General features: G+C 65.9%; 16 protein-coding genes and 1 tRNA gene. 13 read left to right on the top strand and 4 right to left on the bottom strand.

Translation table 11 applies throughout. The features are described 5' to 3' along the window. Positions 1 to 34: 34 nt before the first annotated feature. On the bottom strand, positions 35 to 2,041 hold the full coding sequence (locus ABD050_RS21525; RefSeq protein WP_343891573.1) for a lipoxygenase family protein: 2,007 nt from the start codon (positions 2,039 to 2,041) through the stop codon (positions 35 to 37). Between the two features lie 176 nt (positions 2,042 to 2,217). Here ABD050_RS21525 and ABD050_RS21520 point away from each other — a divergent pair, with 176 nt between their 5' ends. Then, complete coding sequence (locus ABD050_RS21520; protein ID WP_343891572.1) at positions 2,218 to 3,366, top strand: diguanylate cyclase domain-containing protein; 1,149 nt, start codon at positions 2,218 to 2,220, stop codon at positions 3,364 to 3,366. A gap of 309 nt (positions 3,367 to 3,675) precedes the next feature. Here ABD050_RS21520 and ABD050_RS21515 read toward each other — a convergent pair whose 3' ends face one another. Then, positions 3,676 to 4,776 carry a DUF2332 domain-containing protein gene (locus tag ABD050_RS21515; protein WP_343891570.1) on the bottom strand — a complete coding sequence of 367 codons (1,101 nt, stop codon included), beginning with the start codon at positions 4,774 to 4,776 and terminating at the stop codon, positions 3,676 to 3,678. Between the two features lie 69 nt (positions 4,777 to 4,845). On the opposite strand from ABD050_RS21515, the gene hisG reads away from it, so the two are divergent. The 12 genes from hisG (at position 4,846) to ABD050_RS21455 (ending at position 17,232) form a co-directional block, all read left to right on the top strand. Beyond that, positions 4,846 to 5,508: an ATP phosphoribosyltransferase gene (gene hisG / locus ABD050_RS21510; RefSeq protein ID WP_343891569.1), complete on the top strand. Its 663-nt coding sequence runs from the start codon at positions 4,846 to 4,848 to the stop codon at positions 5,506 to 5,508. A 118-nt stretch (positions 5,509 to 5,626) separates the two neighbouring features. Continuing rightward, positions 5,627 to 6,937, top strand: a complete 1,311-nt coding sequence (gene hisD / locus ABD050_RS21505; RefSeq protein ID WP_343891568.1) for a histidinol dehydrogenase — start codon at positions 5,627 to 5,629, stop codon at positions 6,935 to 6,937. After that, entirely contained in the window at positions 6,934 to 7,389 is a 456-nt protein-coding gene (gene nusB / locus ABD050_RS21500) for a transcription antitermination factor NusB (RefSeq protein ID WP_343891567.1), read from the top strand. Before hisD ends, nusB begins: the two co-directional genes overlap by 4 nt. 39 nt (positions 7,390 to 7,428) lie before the next feature. Then, positions 7,429 to 8,337 (top strand): thiamine-phosphate kinase, encoded by a 909-nt coding sequence (gene thiL, locus ABD050_RS21495; protein ID WP_343891566.1) that lies wholly within the window; start codon positions 7,429 to 7,431, stop codon positions 8,335 to 8,337. Positions 8,338 to 8,437: 100 nt separating this feature from the next. Then, positions 8,438 to 10,615 (top strand): sodium-translocating pyrophosphatase, encoded by a 2,178-nt coding sequence (locus ABD050_RS21490; protein WP_343891565.1) that lies wholly within the window; start codon positions 8,438 to 8,440, stop codon positions 10,613 to 10,615. A 175-nt stretch (positions 10,616 to 10,790) separates the two neighbouring features. Beyond that, a complete protein-coding gene (locus tag ABD050_RS21485) occupies positions 10,791 to 12,761 on the top strand; it encodes a S9 family peptidase (protein ID WP_343891564.1) in 1,971 nt (656 codons plus the stop codon). 269 nt (positions 12,762 to 13,030) lie between these two features. Next, positions 13,031 to 15,016: an alpha/beta hydrolase family protein gene (locus ABD050_RS21480; RefSeq protein WP_343891563.1), complete on the top strand. Its 1,986-nt coding sequence runs from the start codon at positions 13,031 to 13,033 to the stop codon at positions 15,014 to 15,016. Positions 15,017 to 15,125: 109 nt separating this feature from the next. Then, complete coding sequence (infA, locus tag ABD050_RS21475; protein WP_343891562.1) at positions 15,126 to 15,344, top strand: translation initiation factor IF-1; 219 nt, start codon at positions 15,126 to 15,128, stop codon at positions 15,342 to 15,344. Positions 15,345 to 15,400: 56 nt separating this feature from the next. Beyond that, on the top strand, positions 15,401 to 15,970 hold the full coding sequence (locus ABD050_RS21470; protein WP_343891561.1) for a Maf family protein: 570 nt from the start codon (positions 15,401 to 15,403) through the stop codon (positions 15,968 to 15,970). After that, entirely contained in the window at positions 15,963 to 16,916 is a 954-nt protein-coding gene (locus tag ABD050_RS21465; RefSeq protein ID WP_343891560.1) for a ribonuclease, read from the top strand. The genes ABD050_RS21470 and ABD050_RS21465 overlap by 8 nt, the downstream gene beginning before the upstream one ends. Position 16,917: 1 nt before the next feature. Next, positions 16,918 to 17,115, top strand: coding sequence for a DNA gyrase inhibitor YacG (locus ABD050_RS21460; protein WP_343891559.1), 198 nt, complete (start codon positions 16,918 to 16,920; stop codon positions 17,113 to 17,115). Positions 17,116 to 17,156: 41 nt separating this feature from the next. Continuing rightward, positions 17,157 to 17,232, top strand: a tRNA-Phe gene (locus ABD050_RS21455). A gap of 63 nt (positions 17,233 to 17,295) precedes the next feature. Here the strand turns inward: ABD050_RS21455 and ABD050_RS21450 are convergent. Continuing rightward, positions 17,296 to 18,498: an NnrS family protein gene (locus ABD050_RS21450; RefSeq protein WP_343891558.1), complete on the bottom strand. Its 1,203-nt coding sequence runs from the start codon at positions 18,496 to 18,498 to the stop codon at positions 17,296 to 17,298. Between the two features lie 25 nt (positions 18,499 to 18,523). Continuing rightward, on the bottom strand, positions 18,524 to 20,764 hold the full coding sequence (locus tag ABD050_RS21445; protein WP_343891557.1) for an adenosylcobalamin-dependent ribonucleoside-diphosphate reductase: 2,241 nt from the start codon (positions 20,762 to 20,764) through the stop codon (positions 18,524 to 18,526). Between the last annotated feature and the right edge of the window lies 1 nt (position 20,765).

The raw sequence follows: 20,765 nt of genomic DNA, 5'->3' as shown, positions 1-20,765 counted from the left end.
GACGAGCGTTGCCGCCGCGCTCGATCCACAACCTTTAGATATTGATGCTCGTCGGGATCAGGCTCGGCTGGAGGAAGGTGTAAGCACTGCGGCGTTCGGCGTTGCGCGCGACGATCCTGGCCTCGACCTGCTGCAACACCGCCTGGAAGCGCGGCAGTGCGCAATCGGCGCCGATGATCGCTGGATCGCGGAACCAGGCGGGATAGGGGAAATCGTTGCTGAGATAGGTGCCGAGCGGGCGATAATAGACCGATCCGAGCAGGTACAGCACGTCGAGCTGTTCGATCGCGAGCGGCAGCGGCGGCATATAGCCAAGCCATTCCTGCCGGTTCTGCCCCGTCTGTACGGTCGGCGCTGCGGTCCAGCCGGCGCCGGTGACGGCCGGGGCAAAGGACATGATCGGCTTTTGCGGGAAGTTCACCGCCGCATGCTGCGCGCTGGCGGTGAACATCACCATGGTGCAGACCAGCGCAAGCTGCGCGCGCGTGGTGATCGGCTTGAAGCCCTTGACCGCGCCCTCGGCCATGAGCGAGGCGGTCCAGGCGGCGAGCTCGGTGTCGCCGGTCACCGCGGCATCGTCGACATAATAGATATCGACATATTGAGTCGCCCAGTCGTGGATCGCCTGCCACACCAGCAGGGCATCGTCGCGATAGGGGTAATCGGGCAGTTTCGTCGCGTCCGCCACGCCGCGCGCGGCGAGATCATCGGGCAGCATCTTCGCGTAGAAATCGAACGACAGCCGCGCGGCCGAAGCGGTCAGCTGGCTCGAGCTGATGGTGCCGCCGAAGATATGGTCGATCGGGCCATTGGCCGCGATCAGCGAGGTCGCCGCCTGGTTGTTGATGAAGAGCAGCCCCTCGAAATGCGGTACCAGCAGCCCCCAGAGCGGATGGACGGTCGCGAGGTTGCGTCGGGTTGCGACGGCAAAGGCCTCGATCACCAGATGGGTGTGCGCCAGATGCGCGACGAGCTCGTGATAATTGCCGTCGGCGACCTGCACGACCAGCTTGGCCATTTCCCAGCCCCATTGCTCGGCCGCGATCACCGAGGGGGTGAAGATGGGGTTGGCGCTGCTGTCCTGCCCGCACTGGATCGCCACGGGCACGAGCGCGGCGCCGCCCGGCGGCACGGCGAACAGGGCCATTGGCTGATAGACATATTTCTGCAGGCCATCCCACATGCCGGGGACCAGCGCCGACAGCTCGACATAGTCGCACAGATAGAGGCGTCCGTCGGCGAGCGCCGCGGCCAGGGTATCGCCGGCGACCACCGCCGCATATTGCGCCTCGGTCAGCGGGAAGTTCGCGGGCAGCGCATCGATATTCTTGATCAGGACTGAATTCGGCCCGGCGACGCGCAGCCGCGCGAAGACATCGTCTTCCTGGAAACCATAGGCGATGCCGGGCACGCGCAGGCTGTCGAACAGCGCCATATAGGCCTCGAGCGACGCCGCTGCTCCCGGGTTGCCGACCGACCCCGTCGGGTCGATCGACGCGACGATATCGCGCACTTCGCGGGCATGGCTCCTGAGCAGCGCGCGATGCGCATCATGCTCGAGATAATCGACCCCGGTCTCCACTTCAGCGCCGACCCGCCCGAGCAGGCCGCCGCCCGCCTGGCGGGCGTAATGAGCGCGGATGCCGGCGACCGATTCAGCAATCTGGTGACAGCGCACCCGGGCGGCCGCATGCGGCGGCGCGGTGGGCGGCGCCTGATGCAGATGGCCCGACAGATCGCGCGGGTCGGACACGTCATGGGTGACGTCGGTGGCGTCGAGGCCGGAGCCATGCTTCGAGAGATCAAGGGCGAGCCGGTTGAAAACGATCTTCAGCCCCACCTCGATCAGCAGGAGGAACCAGGCGAGCGTCGGCTCATCGTTCAACGGCACCGTGGCGGAGAGCGGCACGCCGGGCAGTGTGGGCACGCTGGTGGTCCATTCATAGGTGACCCGCGCGGCGGCGATCTGGGCGATGCGCTTCGCCTGTTCGGCGGGCGTGTCATTCTGGGGAAGCGTGGGCTGGACGGCTGCGCGCGACATTCGCTGCTCCTGCAAGGCGGGTGGCGTGGTAACGGCGATATTAACCAGGATCGTGAAGAAAACCTTACATTCGCGCCATTTCGGTTCATTCCGCCACGCGTGACGCGAGCAGGCGGCTCCGGAGATGTACTTAACCGGCGGGTAATTCTTGATCGTTACGCCCTTGACCCATGATAATGGTCCAGACCCTGTGGCGGACGGTGTTCCCGCCCATTCCCGACGTGATTCTGGGAGACTTCAAGCTGTTGCGGGCCGCCCGGCTGCAAAGCCAGATCCCGTTGCTGTACCTGACCCTGTTGCTGACCATCCCGACCACCATCTACGGGTCGAGCCAGGGCGCGCCGGCCTGGGTACGGGTCGGCATGCCGGCGGTGATGGGGACTGCGTGCCTGCTTCGTTTCATTGCCTGGATGAAGAAGCGCAAGCAGACGCTCGACGTGCAGGGCGCCGCGCGGATGATCAACGGCGCGACCTGGGTTTCCGGGACGCTCGGCGTGATCTGCAGCACCTGGTGCGTGATGAGCTTTCTCACCGCCGCCCCCGAGCTTCGCATCTATTACCCGATGATCATGGCCATGGGGTCGCTCGCCACTGCCTATTGCCTCTCCACGATCCGCGGCGCGACGATCATCAACCTGCTGATCGGCCTGCTGCCGATCTCGCTGCTCCTGCTCTTCTCGGGCAGCCGGATGGACCTGGCGGCGGGCACCAGCCTGGTGGTGGCCAGCGCTTTCCTGCTGCGCATGATCTTCCAGCAGCATGAGCAACTGGTCGACCTGCTGCTGCTGCAGCGCCAGATGCGCGAGCTCGCCGATACCGATCCGCTGACCGGCCTGCCCAACCGGCGCGTGCTCGCCGAGCGGCTCGAACTGGAGATCCAGTTCGCCCGTCACGGCTCCAGTTTCGCGCTGGCCTTGCTCGATCTCGACGGATTCAAGCCGGTCAACGACCAATATGGCCATGCGTGCGGCGACCTGCTGCTCTGCGAAGTGGCCGACCGCCTGCGCAAGGCCTGTGGGATCCACGCGCTGCCGGCCCGACTCGGCGGCGACGAATTCGCGATCCTCGTGCCTGGCGGATCAGCGATCGCTCTCGCCGCCGTCGCCGACCATATGCTCGCCGCGCTGGTGCCGCCCTATCAGATCGAAGGCCGCGTCATCCGGGTGGGCGCCAGCATCGGCGTCGCCACCTGGCCGGGCGACGGCGCGACATCGCGGGAGTTGTTCGAAACCGCCGACGCAGCGCTCTATGCCGTCAAGGCACAGCGGAACGAGCGCGCGAACCCTGGCGACGACGGGCGCGCAGGGCAGGTACGGGCGGCTTGAAGAGCGCGCGGGATCGCATCGCGATTCAACGCCCGGGCGCGATGCGTCATGCTGAGCGCCCGCCGCGGCGGGAAAATCTCGCCCCGTTGGAAATGTCAGCAACCCTCATGACATTCCCAACACGCACAGCTGCGCGCCATCCCGATTCAACATCGCGCCCAACCGCCATAAACCGGCGAGGTCACGAGGCGGCGCGGCTCATTCTCATCGTTGGACAGCATTCAGGGCCCATGTCGTCATCCGCGCGCCCCGCAGTTGGTTGCCCGGCGGCCTGCCCTTCGATACGGGTCGGATTTTAGGGTCGACCCGCTAGATCGACAGGGTCGCGCCGGCGGGCAGATCGATGCCTGTTGCGTCCGGCTCCGGCGGGCCGGCCTTGATCCAGGCGGCATGGGCATGGGCAGTCGCCACGATCTGCGCGACGCCGTCGCCCGGCCAGGTGCGGACACGAACGACCTGGTGCGCGAGGGCGCGATCGGGCTCCATCATCACCCAGCCGAGCGGACGCTCCGGTGTGGCGCGCTCGCCCGCCGCCTTCATCGCGGCCCTGATCCGTTCGGCCACCGCCTCGGGCAGATATTGCCAGACGACCGAATGCATCAGCACGCGGGTGACGCCGTCAGCCTGCGGCTCGGCGAGGCGGGCCTCGACCCAATCGGCCGCATCCGCGCGGTCGAGCTGAACGGGGCGTTCACGCAACATGGCGATCGCGGTTTTCAGCCGCGCGATCCGATCGGGCTTCTCGGCCCAGACATAAGCGGTGAGCCGTGCCTCGGCGACGGGGTCAGTCGCATCGATCGGCTGGATGTCGCAGCCGCGCACCGCGACGATCTCGATCGGGACGACAGGCGCGGGCGGGCCGCGCCATTCGGGCCTGATCAGAATCGGCGCGTCTGCCGGTCCGACCAGCGTACCACCGAGGTCGAACCGGTAGCGGTCGATCATCAGGTTCAGCCCGGCGCTCGAGCCGATCTCGAGAATCTCGATGCGCGGGCCATGGCGGCGCGCGACCTCGAGCAGCCCGGTCATCAGCGCGGCCGAGCGGCCCGGCTCGTTGGTCTGGGGTGGCCCGTCGAGCCAGGGCATCAGTTCGGCATCGTGCGCGATCAGGGTTCGCGCCAGCACGGCTTCGATCGCGTCCGGATCAGTCACCCTGCCCTCGAACACCGCTGACAAATCCGGATCGCGCCCGGCGAGCACCAGCGCATGCAGGCCGCCGATGAGGCGAAGCGGCAGTGCGTCGCGAGTCGGCTCGCCCGGCCAGTCGACGACGCGGGCGCCGACCGCGCTGTCGCGATTGAGGCCTTTGGCGAGCGCGGTGCAGAGTCGCGCATAGGCAGGCGCGTCCATGTTCCGGCAATAATATTCCTGGATCATGAATGCGCCGCGATTATTCTCTTCGCTGGACATGCCCGCCTTCCCGCTGATCGCTGCGTCTGTTGCGCCCGCGAACACCCCCAAGTAAAGCCCCGCTCACTCATGACCGATCCGATCATCATTGCCGTCCCCAAGGGGCGCATCCTCGCCGAGGCCGTGCCGCTGCTCGAACGTGCCGGCATCACCCCCGAAGCGGCCTTTGGCGACGAGGAAAGCCGCGCGCTGCGCTTCTCGACCAGCAACCCCGGAATCGACCTGATCCGGGTCCGCGCCTTCGACGTCGCGACCTTCGTGGCGCACGGCGCTGCGCAATTGGGGATCGTGGGATCCGACGTGCTGGCCGAATTCGATTATTCCGAGCTTTATGCCCCGGTCGATCTGGGGATCGGGCATTGCCGGTTGTCGGTCGCCGAACCGGCCGACATGGCCGAGAGCGACGATCCGCGCGGCTGGAGCCATGTGCGGATCGCGACCAAATATCCGCATGTGACGCGGATGCATTTCGAGGCGCGCGGCGTACAGGCGGAATGCGTGAAGCTGAACGGAGCGATGGAGCTGGCGCCGACCCTGGGGCTTGCGCCGCGGATCGTCGACCTGGTGTCGTCGGGAAAGACGCTCAAGGAGAATGGCCTGGTCGAGGTCGAGGTGATCGCCGAGGTGACCTCGCGGCTGATCGTCAACCGGGCCGCGTTCAAGACCCGGCCCGAGGTGGTACCGCTGGTCGAGGCGTTCCGGCGGGCGGTTGCGATGGAGAAGGCAGCGTGAGCGGGCTACTTCTCCCCTCCCGCTCGCGGGAGGGGTCGGGGGAGGGCCTGTCATCCCGGGCCACCTTCTCGACATGCCCTCCCCCAGCCCCTCCCGCAGGCGGGAGGGGAGTAAGAAGGTGATTCGCCTTTCCACCTCCGATCCCGGCTTCGAGCGGGAATTCACCGCGCTGGTCAACGCGCGCCGCGAGGCCGATGCTGATGTCGCGCGCGACGTGCGCACCATTGTCGCGAGCGTGCGTGACGAGGGCGATGCCGCGCTGCAGGCATTCACGAAGAAATTCGACCATCATGATCTCAACCAGACCGGCTGGCGGATCGAGAAGGCCGAGTGGCTCGCCGCGCACCAGTCGCTCTCTGCCGAGCTGCGCGACGCGCTCGAGCTCGCTGCCGAGCGCATCGCGACCTATCATCTCAAGCAGAAGCCCGAGGACAGCGACACGGTGGATTCGGCGGGCGTCCGCCTCGGCGCGCGCTGGAACGCAATCCAGAATGCGGGGATCTATATTCCCGGCGGACGCGCTGCCTATCCCTCCTCGGTGCTGATGAACGCAATTCCGGCCAAGGTTGCCGGCGTCGAACGGCTGGTAATGGTCACGCCGACCCCCAATGGCGAGGTCAACCCGCTTGTCCTCGCCGCCGCGCACATCGCCGGGGTCGACGAGATCTGGCGGATCGGCGGGGCGCAGGCGATCGCGGCGCTGGCTTATGGCACCGGGCGGATCGGCGCTGTCGACGTGATCACCGGCCCGGGCAACGCCTGGGTCGCCGAGGCCAAGCGCCAGCTCTACGGCGTGGTCGGCATCGACATGGTCGCTGGGCCAAGCGAGATCGTCGTCGTCGCTGATGGCAGGAACGACCCGGAATGGATCGCCGCCGACCTGCTCAGCCAGGCCGAGCACGACCCGACCAGCCAGTCGATCCTGTTCACTGACGATGCGGGCTTTGCGAAAGCGGTGGCCGACGCGGTCGACCTGCAGATCGGGACGCTCGCGACGGCGCAGGTGGCCCGGGCGAGCTGGGACGCGAACGGGGCGATCATCGTCACCGCCAACCTGATGGAAGCGATGCCGCTGGTCGACCGGCTTGCGCCCGAGCATCTCGAGCTCGCCTGCGATGACCCGCAGCCGCTGTTTGACCGGGTGCGGCATGCGGGCTCGGTATTTCTGGGGCGGCTCACGCCCGAGGCGATCGGCGATTATGTCGCCGGACCCAACCACGTGCTGCCGACCGGCCGGCGGGCGCGTTTCGCGTCTGGGCTGTCGGTGCTCGATTTCATGAAGCGGACGAGCTTCTTGCAGCTCGACCAGGGCGCGCTCGCAGCGATCGGCCCGGCGGCGATTGCGCTGGCCGAGGCTGAAGGGCTGCCCGCCCATGCAAAGTCGGTGGCATCGCGCCTTGCCGGCGACCAGACGGAAACATTGTTATGACCAAGATCTCCGCCCGCTCAAAGGCGCGCGCCGCCGCCCGGCTTGCCGCCACACAGGCGCTGTATCAGCACGAAATGAAGGCGACCGCCGTGGCGCCGCTGCTGCACGAATTCCACCAGCATCGGCTCGGCGCGACGATCGAGGATGCCGAATATGCCGAGGCCGAGGTCGACTTCTTCGACGATATTGTGCGGGGCACGGTGGCACGGCAGGCCGAGATCGACACGGCCATCAGCGGCAAGCTCGCCGCGGGCTGGGCGCTCGAGCGGCTCGATCGCTCGATGCGGGCGATCCTGCGCGCCGGCACCTATGAACTGCTCGCGCGCGCCGATGTGCCCGCGGCAACGGTGATCACTGAATATGTCGACGTCGCGCACGCCTTTTTCGACAAGCGCGAGGCCGGGTTCGTCAACGGGCTGCTCGATGCGATCGCGAAGGATGTTCGGGGTTAAGTCACGAAAAGCCCCTCCCCTGAAGGGAAGGGGAGAAGAATGACCGAATCCGACTTTCTCGCAGCGCTTCGCACCCTGCCGCTCCACGCCGCCGCCCGCGGCCTTCGCGACGATGTCGCCCTGCTCTCTCCCGCCGGCCCGCTCGTCCTCACCACCGATACGGTGGTCGAGGGCGTCCACTATGTCGCAACCGACCCGGCGGAAGACGTCGCCTGGAAGCTGGTCGCGGTGAATCTTTCTGATCTGGCCGCCAAGGGCGCAGTCCCGGTCGGGGTGATGCTCAATTATCCGCTGGGTGATGATGCCTGGGATCGCGCCTTCATCGAAGGGCTGGGCGAAATCCTGACGCGCTTCGGCTGCCCGCTGATCGGTGGCGACACCTTCTCGCTTCCGGCGGGGAGCGCCCATGTCCTGACCCTCACCGCGATCGGCGAGGATGCCCCCGCGCCGCCGCGGAGCGGCGCGCAGGCCGGCGACTCGCTCTGGGTTGCGGGCATGATCGGCGATGCGGGTGCCGGACTCGCGATCGCGCAAGGTGCGTTCGGGCCGACAAGCCTGCTCGCCGCCTATCGCCGGCCAGTGCCGCTGCTCGCCGAGGGCCGGCTGCTTGCGCCCATCGCCCATGCGATGATGGACGTCTCCGACGGGCTGCTGCTCGATGCGGCGCGGATGGCGGTGGCCAGTGGCCTCGCGGTTTCGATCGACCTCGCCGCCATCCCGCTTTCCACTGATTACTGCGCCTATGCCGGCGAGGACCGCGCCGCCCGCCTCGCCGCGGCAACCGCGGGCGACGACTATGCGCTGCTGTTCGCTGCGCCGGCCGGGCTTCAACCGCCCGTGCCCGCCACCCGGATCGGCAGTTTCGCCGCTGGTAGCGGGATCAGCCTTCATGATGGGGCCGGGACAGTGCCGCTGCCCGCACGGCTCGGCTTCGAGCACACGGCCTGAGCGGCTTGCGCTCAGGCCACGCCCCTTTATACAACCCCGCAAACCGTTGGCGACGAAGGCTTTGGCCAAGTACGCCGGGACATAATAGGGGAAGAGCTACATGACGATCGTCTATGCGGCCATGATTTGCGGCGTGATTGCCGTACTTTATGGAATCATCACCAGCCGGCAGATTCTCGCGGCCAGCGCGGGCAACGAGAAGATGCAGGACATCGCCGCCGCCATTGCGGAAGGCGCCAAAGCCTATCTCGGCCGGCAATACCGTACCATCGCGATCGTCGGCGTCGTCGTCGCCATCCTGGTCGGCTATTTCCTCGGCATCCTCTCGGCAGCGGCCTTCGCCGTCGGCGCGATCCTGTCGGGGGTGACCGGCTTCATCGGCATGAACGTGTCGGTAAAGGCCAATGTCCGCACAGCCGAAGCAGCACGCACCTCGCTGCAGGGCGGTCTGACCATGGCATTCCGCTCGGGCGCCGTCACCGGCATGCTGGTGGCTGGCCTCGGTCTCCTCGCGATCACCCTGCTGTTCTGGTACATGATCGCGATCCGCCATCTCGATCTCGCGGTCCATGCCGACCGGCGCGTCATCGTCGACTCGCTCGTCGCCCTTGCATTCGGCGCCTCGCTGATCTCGATCTTCGCGCGTCTCGGCGGCGGCATCTTCACCAAGGCGGCCGATGTCGGCGCCGATCTGGTCGGCAAGGTCGAGGCCGGCATTCCCGAGGACGACCCCCGCAATCCTGCCACCATCGCCGACAATGTCGGCGACAATGTCGGCGATTGCGCCGGCATGGCGGCCGACCTGTTCGAGACCTATGTCGTCACCATCGGCGTGACGATGGCCTCGATCGCGCTGCTCCTGCCCAATGCCGACCATCTCTTCCAGTTGATGACCCTGCCGCTGCTGGTCGGCGGCGTCTGCGTCATCACCTCGATCATCGGCACCTACATGGTCCGTCTCGGCGGCAGCGGCTCGATCATGGGCGCGCTCTACAAGGGTTTCTGGACCACCGTCATCCTGTCGATCCCGGCGATCTATTTCGCGACCCAATATGTGCTCGGCGACATGCACGCAGCGATCGGCGGCTCGAGCGCGCTCGGCGACGTGGCCGGCTCGCTGACCCCGGAAGCGGTTGCCGGCGCCGGCGCAGTGACCTTTACCGGCATGAAGCTGTTCATCTGCATGATGATCGGCCTCGCGCTTACCGGCGCGCTGGTGTGGATCACTGAATATTATACCGGCACCAACTTCCGCCCGGTCCGCTCGATCGCCAAGGCCTCCGAAACCGGCCACGGCACCAACGTCATCCAGGGCCTCGCGGTCAGCCTGGAAAGCCCGGCCCTGCCGACGCTGGTCATCTCGATCGCAGTGATCGGCTGCTTCCAGCTCGCGGGCATCATCGGCATCGCCTTCGGCGCGACCGCGATGCTTGCGCTGGCCGGCATGGTCGTTGCGCTCGACGCCTATGGCCCGGTGACCGACAATGCCGGCGGCATTGCCGAAATGGCCGGCCTGCCCGACGACGTACGCCACCGCACCGATGCGCTGGACGCAGTCGGCAACACCACCAAGGCGGTCACCAAGGGCTATGCGATCGGTTCGGCCGCGCTCGCGGCTTTGGTGCTGTTCGGCGCCTATACGACTGATCTGGGCATCTACTTCCCTGATCTGCACGTCGATTTCACGCTCTCCAATCCATACGTCATCGTCGGCCTGCTGCTCGGCGCGCTGCTGCCGTTCAGCTTCGGCGCATTCGGCATGACAGCGGTCGGCCGGGCGGCCGGCTCGGTCGTCGAGGATGTCCGGGCGCAGTTCCGCGACAACCCCGGCATCATGGAGGGCACGGTTCGCCCAAACTATGCCCGCACCGTCGATCTCGTCACCAAGGCGGCGATCAAGGAGATGATCATCCCGTCGCTGCTGCCGGTGCTCGCGCCGATCGTGGTGTATTTCGTGATCACCGCGGTCGCCGACCAGGCAAGCGGCTTCGCCGCGCTCGGCGCGCTGCTGCTCGGCGTGATCGTCTCCGGCCTGTTCGTCGCCATCTCGATGACCTCGGGCGGCGGCGCCTGGGACAATGCCAAGAAATATATCGAGGACGGCCATCATGGCGGCAAGGGCAGCGAAGCCCATAAGGCAGCCGTCACCGGCGACACCGTCGGCGATCCGTACAAGGACACAGCCGGCCCGGCGGTGAACCCGATGATCAAGATCACCAACATCGTCGCCCTGCTGCTGCTCGCCGCACTGGCGGCGCATGCGGGGGTCGTCGGCTAGGACGTCTCGACAGTTGAGATTTGCGAAAGGGCCCCGTTCAACTGAACGGGGCCTTTTTTTAAGCCGCGCTGATCACCACCGGAAGCGGCCTTGCCCACGAATCCATCCATGCTACGCTGGCAACAGAAAAACGCGGGGGCACCGTAGAGCAATGAAACCGAGTAATTTCGTTGGCTTGGCTGCGATTATCGTCACACTCTCACTCAGTGGCGCAGCGTTGGCGGAGACCAAACCAGGCACCGAATGGGCGGGCAAGACCGTGCCGCTCGAGACGTTCGCGCAGTTTCCGATGATCGCCGATCCCGAGATCACTCCCGACGGCAAATGGATCGCCACCAAGATTCGCGCCAATGGCGCGCAGGTTCTCGCCCTTCTCGCAGTGCGGCAGGCCAATGTCGCGCCGATGATCATCGCCCGCGACGACGATTTCAGCACAGACAAACAGGGTGACCAGCAGATTATCGGATATGAGTGGGTCGACAGCGATCATTTGCTGATCAGGATCGATTCGCGCGATAATTTCGCGGGCGAGTGGTTCGATAATATCCGCTACGCCGCCTATAATCGGGTTACGAAAAAGGTCGTCCCGCTCGGCTGGGACAAGGCGTTCGCTCAAACAACCGCGCTCTGGACGTCGTCAAGCGGGATGCCGCATATACTGCTCCAGCGGCAGAACCTCGACTACGGCACCGAGCTGTCGGGCAATCCCGAAGTGATCGATGTCGATCTCGATACCGGCAAATACAAGACGGTGATGCGGCCGAATCCCAATGTTTCCCGTTGGACGGCCGATTCGGACGGCGTCGTTCGCCTGGGAGAAATGCGCGATTCCGAAACCGGCAAGGTCCAGATCCTCTACCGGCCCGATGCGTCGACGCCAATGCACACGATCGTAAACCAGGTACCTGACCGCTATACCGGCGTGGCGCTGCCGAGCCTGTTCGTCAGCGGCGGGAACAAGGCCTATACCTTCAGCCGGGCAGACGGCTTCGCGGCGCTGTATGAATATGACCTCGCCGCCATGGCGGTCGGCAAGAAGGTCTTCGGCGTCAACGGGTACGACATTGACGACGCCTCTCTCACCCCGGATCGCAAGGCGCTCGAATCGGTTACGGTAACCGAAGGGCGAACCAGCCATCATTATTTCGATCCGCGACTGAAGGAGATCGAAAGCCTGCTCGAGGAGAGCTACGGCAAGGGCAATGTTTATATCGCCACTGCCGACGCAGCGCGCGAGACCATCGTGTTTCGTGTCGCGGCGATGGGTCAGGCGGAAAGCTGGTATGTCTTCGATACGCTCAAAGGCGGGATTGGGAGGATAGCCTATGCGAATGATACGTTGAAGGACGCGATGCTCAATCCCGTCTCGATCGTGCGTTATGCGGCAAGCGACGGCAAGCAGATCGAGGCAGTCCTGACGATGCCGCGGCACCGCATCGGCGAGAAGAAACTACCGCTCGTCATATTGCCCCATGGCGGGCCCTGGGCTCGCGACAGCGCCGATTGGGACGCGTATGGCTGGGCGCAGGCGCTCGCCGAATATGGCTATGTCGTGATCCAGCCCAATTATCGGGGATCGACCGGCTATGGGAGAGACTGGGAGAAAGCCTCGGAAAAGGCGTGGGGCTATCGGATGCAGGACGATCTCAATGATGCGATCACCTATCTTGCCGGAAGCGGCACCGTCGATCCGAAGCGCGTGTGCATGATGGGCTGGTCCTATGGTGGCTACGCCGCCAGCCGCGCGGCCGAGCGCGACGGCGACAAATATCGCTGCGCAATCAGCGGCGCCGGCGTCCATGACCTGACCGCGATGATCCGCTACGACAAGAATTATCTGGGACGCTATGGGGCAAAGACCGGAATGGGTTCTGCGAGCGTCGACCTTGTCGACGCCTCGCCCGGCCTTCATCCCGAGAAATATTCGACGCCGATCCTGATCATTCAAGGCGCACGCGACAAGCGCGTGCCGCCAGCCCAGTCTCGCGATCTCGTCGCCCGGCTGAAGCACGCGGGCAAGATCGAGGGCAAGGATTTCGTCTATATCGAGCAGCCCCTCAACACGCATAATCTGCTGCGCGAGGCCGATCGTGTTCAAGTGTTGAAGGAGGCGAAGAAGTTTCTGGATCAGCATAATCCTGCCTAGAAGGGACCAGCCGTTTCGCTGCCCAGTCGATCTCAGCACCGTCATATCGCCCTGCCGCGGATCACCGCGCTGGCGGCGCATGCGGGGTCGTCGGCTGGAGTCCAAGCCCTTAGATCCGGATTGGGGACAATTCCCGATCGGAAACGCGAGAGCCGTGTCGGAAGTGATTCCGGCGCGGTTCTTTTTTGCGGAAAAAGTCCCGTGAGGGCCATTGCTTGAGGAAGACACGGGCGCGATACTGGGCGTGAGGAAAAACCGGGGGGATTTCAATGATATTGCGTATTGCAGCCGTGTCGCTGGGGTTGGTCGCCGCGAGCGCCATACCCTTCGCACCGAGCAGCGCGGCGCCCCAGGCGCAGGCACAAGCCGCAGCGCAGGCGCCCGCGGCGACCCCGGCTCCCGCCACTGCCGGCCCGATCCCGCTCGAGAATTTCGCTCAGCTGCCCTTCTTCGAAGCACCGAGCCTGTCGCCTGACGGGAAGAAGGTCGCCGGCGAGATCGCGATCAAGGGCAAGCAGCGTTTCGCGATCATCGAACTCGCCGATACCTCGCATGTCGCATTGATTGATCCGGGCGACGTTGACCTCCGGAGCTGGTCCTGGGTCAACAATGACTGGCTGGTCGCGGTGGTGGCCGCGACCCGTGACGTCGAGGGCGATTCCTGGATTCTGAGCCGCGCCGTTGCGATCAGCGCCGATGGCAAGAAATCCCAGATACTGGGCAAGGACATGGCGGCGCAGGACGCTGGCGAGATCCTCTGGAAGGCCTCCGACGGCACCCCGCATATCCTGTTGTCGCTGCAGACGTCGATCTATTCGAACGAGGAAGGCTTCTGGCCTGAAGTCCGCGATTTCGACGTTTCGAACGGCCGGAGCAAGCGCGTCGCGGGCCCGGTCCCGAATGTGATGGACTGGTATGCCGACGGCGCCGGCATCGTCCGCGCCGGCATCGCCTATAATGACGACAGCCGCAGCTCCAGCCTGCTCTACCGTGACAAGCAGGGCGCGACATTCCACACGATCGCGCGGGCGCGTGGCCGCGGATCCTCGCTCGGCAATGTCCCGGCGATGTTCCTGCCCGAGCCCGGCAAGGCGATCGCCTATGACGATGACGACGGATTCAACGCGCTGTACAATCTCGATCTCGCCACGCTCAAAACCGGCGACAAGCTGTTCGGCGTACCGGGCTATGATCTCGACGATCTCATCACTGCCGATGACGGGACCCGGCTGATCGGCGTTGAATATACCGATACCCGTCGGCGTACCCATTGGTTCGATCCGGCGCTCGCCGAGATCCAGACCGCGATCGACAAGAGCGTCGGGGAACGCCGGGCCAATATCGTTTCCTGGAGTCGCGATTTCGGCGTGATGATCGTCTGGGTCGGCGGCGCGGACCGGCCCGGCGACTATTATGTCTTCAACCAGGCCGATGGCCGGATGCGCTTCCTCGCCCATGTCAGCTCGACGCTCGTCGCGGCGCATTATGCGCCGGTCAAGACGATCCACTACAAGGCGCGCGACGGGCTCGATATCTCTGCGGTGCTGACGCTGCCGCGCAACAAGTCGGCGACCAAGCTGCCGTTGATCATGATGCCGCATGGCGGCCCATTCGCGCGCGACGACGAGAGCTGGGATTGGCAGGCGCAATTCCTCGCCGATCGCGGCTATGCGGTGCTCCAGCCCAATTACCGCGGCTCATCGGGCTTCGGCACCGAGTTCGGCAACAAGGGCAAGGGCCAATGGGGCCTTGCGATGCAGGACGATCTGATCGACGCGGTGAAATGGGCGGCAGCCCAGGGCATTGCGGATGACAAGCGCGTCTGCATCGTCGGCGGCTCCTATGGCGGCTATGCGGCGCTCCGCGCAGCGCAGCGCGACAAGGGCGTCTATCGCTGCGCTGTCTCCTATGCCGGCGTGTCGGACATGACGGGAATCCTCCATTATGATTCCGGCTTCCTGAATGGCGGGCGCACCAAGGACTATTGGCGTTCCCAAGCCGATGACCTGAAGGCCGTGTCGCCGATCAACTTCGCGGCCGACTTCTCGATTCCGGTACTGCTCATGCACGGCAAGGTCGACAAGCGCGTTCCGGTCAAGCAGTCGCGCGAGATGGCCGAGAGGCTCAAAGCGGCGGGCAAGACCTATCGCTATGTCGAGCAACCCACCGGCGACCATCATTTCTCGGAAGAAACGAACCGGGTCCAGTTCCTGAAGGAGCTCGAGGCGTTCCTGACGCAGTACAACCCGGCTTAGGCGCCGGGATTCACCAACCTTCCGGATCGGGCGCGCTCCCGCTTCCCTTTTCGCGTCTCCTGAGCTAAGGGGCGCCCTCATAATTTTCCCAACATCGCTAGAGGTTTGTTTGGCCAAGGAAGAACAGCTCGAAATGCGCGGCATGGTGGTGGAGCTTCTCCCCAATGCCATGTTCCGCGTGAAGCTCGAGAACGACCATGAAGTTCTCGGGCATACCGCCGGCAAGATGCGCAAGAACCGCATCCGCGTGCTGGTGGGCGACGAAGTGCTCGTCGAGATCACCCCGTACGACCTGACCAAGGGTCGCATCACTTACCGCTTCAAGTGACGCGCACCGCGCGTCATGCCGGCGAAGGCCGGAATCCAGGCTGAATGGAGCCGCCAGTGCGGCTCGTCCTCGCCTCGACCAGCCCACGCCGCCGCGACCTGCTCGCGCGACTCGGCGTGGTGCCGGTCCGCGTCGCCGCGCCCGATATCGATGAGGCACCGCTGCCGCGCGAGCTGCCGCGCGCCTATGCGCTGCGTCTCGCCGAGGCCAAGGCGCGGGCGGTGGACCGCGCTTCCGACGAAGTGGTGCTCGCCGGCGATACCGCGATCGCGGTCGGCCGGAGGATTCTGCCCCCTGCCGAAACTCCAGAGATTCAGCGACACCTGCTTGGCCTGCTTTCGGGCCGCCGCCATCATTGCCTTACCGCCGTGTGCGTGATCGATGCGAGCGGCAAGGCCAGGACCCGGCTGTCGGACACGATCGTCGCGTTCAAGGCGCTCAGCGCGGCCGAGATCGACGCTTATGTCGCGTGCGGCGAAGGGCTGGGCAAGGCAGGCGGCTATGCGATCCAGGGCAGGGCCGAGGCGTTCGTGCGCTTTCTCTCGGGCAGCCATTCAGGCGTGATCGGCCTGCCGCTGTTCGAGACGCGCGCGCTGCTGGCGGCGGCGGGAATCCCGCTTGGCTGAGTGGCTCTATGAGGCCGGGATCGGCGAGGCGCGCGCCGCGCTGGTCGAGGATGGCGCCATTCTCGAAGCGCGAATCGAACGCGACGATGGATTGCCTCGGGTCGGTGCGATCCTGCCTGCGCGGCTGGTGGAAATCACTGTCCGCGGCCGCGAGGGTCGCGTGGCATGGAATGGTGGCGAGGCGCTGCTGACGATGCTGCCGGCCGGCATCACCCAGGGCGCGGCGCTGGCGATCGAGATCACGCGCGAGGCAATTCCGGAACCCGGCCGCGCCAAGCTGCCCAGGGCCATTCCGGCCGAGCCCGGCGCAGCGCCAGCGCCCGGCGCCGATCTCCTCGCCCGAATCGGCGCGACCGGATTTCCGGTTCGCCAAATCCGCGCGCATGAGGCCGATCTTCTCGAAGCCGCGGGCTGGTCCGAAGTGCTCGACGAAGCGGTGAGCGGCGAGATCAGCTTCACCGGCGGCGCGCTGCGCATGACCCCCACGCCCGCGATGACCCTGTTCGACGTCGACGGCCAGCCGCCGCTCGAGGCCCTCTCCATCGCCGCCGCCGGCGCGGTCGCGAAGGCGATGCTGCGTCATGACGTCACCGGCTCGGTCGGCATCGATTTTCCGACGCTCGAGGGCAAGGCGGCGCGGCAGGCGGTGGCGGCGGCGATCGATGCCGTCCTGCCCTTGCCCTTCGAGCGCACGGCGATGAACGGATTTGGCTTCCTGCAGATCGTCCGTCGCCGATTGCGCCCCTCCCTGCCCGAGATGCTTCGTGCCGATCCCGCTGGTAGCGAGGCGCGCGCGCTGTTGCGGATGATCGAACGGTCGCCCCCGCCCGCGCCGCGGCACCACCGCGTCTCGCGGCGCGTTCATGCGTGGTTCGCCGCCCGCCCCGCGCTGATCGCCGAGCTGGCGCGGCGTACCGGCGTCGAGCCCTTATTCGAGGTGATATGAGATGGCGAAGAAAGACAGTTGCCCGATCTGCGGCAAACCCGTCAGCCCGGTGCACACGCCTTTTTGCAGCCAGGGCTGCCGCGACCGCGATCTGCTGCAATGGCTTGGCGAAGGCTATCGCATCCCGGCGGGCCCGGCGGAGCATGACGAGGAAAACAGTCCGCCGCCCGGGCTGGACAGCGCCAACGACCCCGATTAAGAGGCCGCCTTTCCCGCGCTCCATCCTGTGGCGCCGGATATGCCCAGGTAGCTCAGTTGGTAGAGCATGCGATTGAAAATCGCAGTGTCGGCGGTTCGATCCCGTCCCTGGGCACCATTGCCCTTCCATAGCGATCCATAGTCGTACGGATCGCGTCCGACGAATATCCGGTTCGAGCGCTCAGGGCTTGCCGTCGGGCCGAGCCATGGCCAGCATCGGTCCATAGGCAATGACGAACAGCACGAACGCTCCGATCCAGGCGGTGGCCGCGAGATGAATCGCAGCCATATAGCTGATCGGCAGAATGGGTGCCGCGACCCGAATCGCCGCGGCGAGCGTAATGAGTATATAGACGGCGATTGTCATGGGACCGGCGACAAGATCGCGGCCGGTATGGCCGCGGGTCGCCCGGGTCATGACCGCCAGCGTCATCCCCGCCATGGCACCGGCCGTGAGCGCGTGCAGCGCGGCCGAAGCCTGAAAGGCCCCGCTCACGATGCTCAGGCCAAGCAGCACCAGGCCGATCGGAATCCAGAGATAGGCGATGTGCAGGATCAGCACGATCGGCTCTCGCACCGTGCGGACGCCCTGCCAGAGCGCCAGCCGCACGATCTGCACGGCCCCGGCGACGAGCAGCGCATAGCCGCTGGTCGTAGCGTCGGGCATCACGACCCAGCCGATCAACGCCAGCGCGGTCATGGCCAGCGCCGCCACGTCGAACCGCCCCGGCTGGCCGGGCAGCGAGCCGGCGGCGCCTTGCTTGGCCAGCCAGTTGCGCGTGAACGAGGGAATGATCCGGCCGCCGATCAACCCGATCATCATCACGATCAGGCCGACCGCAAAGCGATAGCCGAGTCCCGGCGGGAGGGGGGCGCCCATCGCCTCGGCGTGATCAAGCCCGCTCGCGACGGCCAGGAGCAACACCATGCCGACGACGGGGAGGTTACGGTTGTGCGCGGCCAGCACTTCGCGGCCGGCGACGAACGCCAGCGTGAGCAGGAACCCGACATCGAGCACCGCCGCGATGGGCGCGCCGACCAGCGCCGAGCACAATATGGCGATTCGTCCCGCAAGCCAGAGTCCGGCCAATGCAGCGAGCGGCGCGCCGGCGATCGGCAGGCGGCCGGTCCAGTTGGGGATCGCGGTCAGCAGGAACCCGGCAATGACCGCGCCGAGATAGCCGAACAGCATCTCGTGGCGATGCCAGGCAATGGTGTCGAACGCCGTGGGCAGCGTGATCGTGGCGCTCAGCGCGCAGATGAAAAGCACGAGCACCACGAGCGCCCAGAGCGCGCCGCCGAGGAAAAAGGGCCTGAAGCTGCCGCGGAACAGCGCCGGACTGGCGGCGAGGCGGGCGCGGCGAATGGATGCTCCGTCGGTCATGATGGCTCCTGATGGATCGCGCGGGTTATCCGCATTTCGAATATCCGCATTCGAGGCAGGTCTCGCACCCTTCCGACCGCATCATGGCCGCCGCGCCACAGCGCGGGCAGCAGCGCGGCGGCCGCTGCAGCGCCGGGGCGTCGGGCAGGTCGATCGGCAGCTCGGCCTCGCGCGCACCGATATGGCGCTCGATGATGTCGCCGATCGCCGCGTGAAGCGAGGGAACGTAACGCCCCTGCATCCAGGCGCCGCCACGCGGATCGAACACTGCCTTGAGTTCCTCCGCGACGAACGAAACGTCGACGGAGCGCCGGAACACCGCCGAGATCATCCGCGTGAGCCCGACGCTCCACGCATAATGCTCGGTGTTCTTTGAGTTGATGAAGATCTCGAACGGGCGGCGGATGCCGCCGGTCTCGATGTCGTTGATCGTCACATAGATCGCATGGGCGCTGTCGGGCCATTTGAGCTTGTAGGTCGTGCCCGGCAGCGCCTCGGCACGTGGCGCCAGCAGGCTTTCATCGAGCGTCACGCCCTGCGGCTCCGGCAACGCGCTCGCCACGTCCACCGAAAGGATCGAGCCGGTGATCGAATTCGGCCGGTAGGTCGTCATGCCCTTGCAGCCGAGCCGGTATCCTTCGGCATAGATGTCGGCGAAGCGCTCGAACGGAATATCCTCGGGAACGTTGATCGTCTTCGAGATCGAGCTGTCGATCAGTGCCTGCGCCGCGGCCTGCATCGCGAGGTGATCGGCCGGGCCGAGCGTCTGGGCGCTGACGAACAGCTCGGGTGGCGGAGGCTCGTCACCGCGCAGCTGCTTCCACAGCCGGAAGGCATAATCCTCCACGGCTTCCTCGCGCGTGCTGCCGTCGGGCTCGCGAATCCGCCGCGTATAGGAATAGGCGAATACCGGTTCGATCCCCGACGAAACATTGCCGGCGAGCAGCGACGTGGTTCCGGTCGGGGCAATCGAGGTCAGGCAGCCGTTGCGCAGGCCGTGCTCGGCGATCATGGCGCGCGTCTCGTCGTCGAGGTCGAGCAGGTTCGGGGTGTCGAGCATGACCGAGTCATAGAGCGGAAAGCGGCCCTTCTCGGCGGCGAGCGCGGCAGAGGCGCGATAGGCTTCGCGCTTGATGATCCCCAGCCAGCCCCGCATCAGCTCGATCGCCCGCGCGCCGCCATAGGCGGCACCGCAGAAGAGAAGGGCGTCAGCGAGGCCCGTGACACCGAGGCCGATTCGCCGCTTGGCTTTCGCCTCGGCCTCCTGGTCGGCAAGCGGATAGCGGGAAATGTCGATCACGTCGTCGAGCAGCCGGACCGCCGTTCGCGTCAGGTCGGCAAGCGCCTCCTCATCCAGCGCAGCACCCTCTTCGAAGGGATGCTGCACCAGCCGCGCGAGGTTGATCGATCCGAGCAGGCATGCTCCGTAGGGCGGCAGCATCTGCTCGCCGCACGGATTGCTCGCCGCGATCCACTCGCAATGCGCCAGATTGTTGCGCGCGTTCGCGCGGTCGATGAAGATCACGCCGGGTTCGGCACAATCATAGGTGGCGCGCATCAGGCGCTCCCAGAGCGCCCGCGCCGATACGCTGCGGACCAGCTTTCCGCCGAACGTCAGCGGCCATTCCGCATCCGCCTCGAGTGCCGCCATGAACGGATCGGTCACCAGCACCGACAGGTTGAAATTGCGGAAGCGCAGCGGATCGCGCTTCGCATCGATGAACGCCTCGATATCGGGGTGGTCGATGCGCAGGCATCCCATCATCGCGCCGCGCCGCTGCCCGGCGGACAGGATGGTGCGGCACATGGCATCCCAGCAATCCATGAAGGAGAGCGGCCCCGACGCATCCGCCGCGACTCCCCTGACGGGGCTGCCGCTCGGCCGGATGGTGGAAAAATCCATGCCCACGCCGCCGCCCTGCTGCATCGTCAGCGCCGCTTCGCGCAACTGGGCGAAGATGTCCGACAGGCTGTCCTCGATCGTATCCATGACGAAGCAGTTGAACAGCGTGACGCTGCGACCCGTCCCTGCCCCGGCCAGGATCCTTCCGGCAGGAATCAGCCTGAAATCGGCGAGCGCCTCGGCAAATTTTCGCTCCCAATGCGGGCGCTCGCCGGGCGGTTCGGCTTCAGCCACGGCCGACGCGACCCGGGCGATCGTATCGGCATAGCTCCGGTCGTCGGGATGCCGGTATTTGGCGGTCCAGATCTCGCGGGCTAGCGCCGTCTCGAATTCCATCGCCGATATTCCCTCGATCACGCCCATG

Origin of the sequence: Sphingomonas oligophenolica (genome assembly GCF_039522915.1) — a bacterium.
Classification (GTDB): domain Bacteria; phylum Pseudomonadota; class Alphaproteobacteria; order Sphingomonadales; family Sphingomonadaceae; genus Sphingomonas; species Sphingomonas oligophenolica.
Note: the sequence above shows the minus strand (reverse complement) of the source record. Positions and strands in the feature narration are given on the sequence as shown.

Bases quoted from the DNA above. Each gene is read 5' to 3' on its own strand.
- ABD050_RS21490 (WP_343891565.1), top strand. From the start codon at position 8,438: ATGACGATCGTCTATGCGGCCATGATTTGCGGCGTGATTGCCGTACTT.
- ABD050_RS21480 (WP_343891563.1), top strand. From the start codon at position 13,031: ATGATATTGCGTATTGCAGCCGTGTCGCTGGGGTTGGTCGCCGCGAGC.
- ABD050_RS21450 (WP_343891558.1), bottom strand. From the start codon at position 18,498: ATGACCGACGGAGCATCCATTCGCCGCGCCCGCCTCGCCGCCAGTCCG.
- thiL (WP_343891566.1), top strand. From the start codon at position 7,429: ATGACCGAATCCGACTTTCTCGCAGCGCTTCGCACCCTGCCGCTCCAC.
- ABD050_RS21460 (WP_343891559.1), top strand. From the start codon at position 16,918: ATGGCGAAGAAAGACAGTTGCCCGATCTGCGGCAAACCCGTCAGCCCG.
- ABD050_RS21520 (WP_343891572.1), top strand. From the start codon at position 2,218: ATGGTCCAGACCCTGTGGCGGACGGTGTTCCCGCCCATTCCCGACGTG.
- nusB (WP_343891567.1), top strand. From the start codon at position 6,934: ATGACCAAGATCTCCGCCCGCTCAAAGGCGCGCGCCGCCGCCCGGCTT.
- ABD050_RS21445 (WP_343891557.1), bottom strand. From the start codon at position 20,764: ATGGGCGTGATCGAGGGAATATCGGCGATGGAATTCGAGACGGCGCTA.
- ABD050_RS21525 (WP_343891573.1), bottom strand. From the start codon at position 2,041: ATGTCGCGCGCAGCCGTCCAGCCCACGCTTCCCCAGAATGACACGCCC.
- ABD050_RS21515 (WP_343891570.1), bottom strand. From the start codon at position 4,776: ATGTCCAGCGAAGAGAATAATCGCGGCGCATTCATGATCCAGGAATAT.
- hisG (WP_343891569.1), top strand. From the start codon at position 4,846: ATGACCGATCCGATCATCATTGCCGTCCCCAAGGGGCGCATCCTCGCC.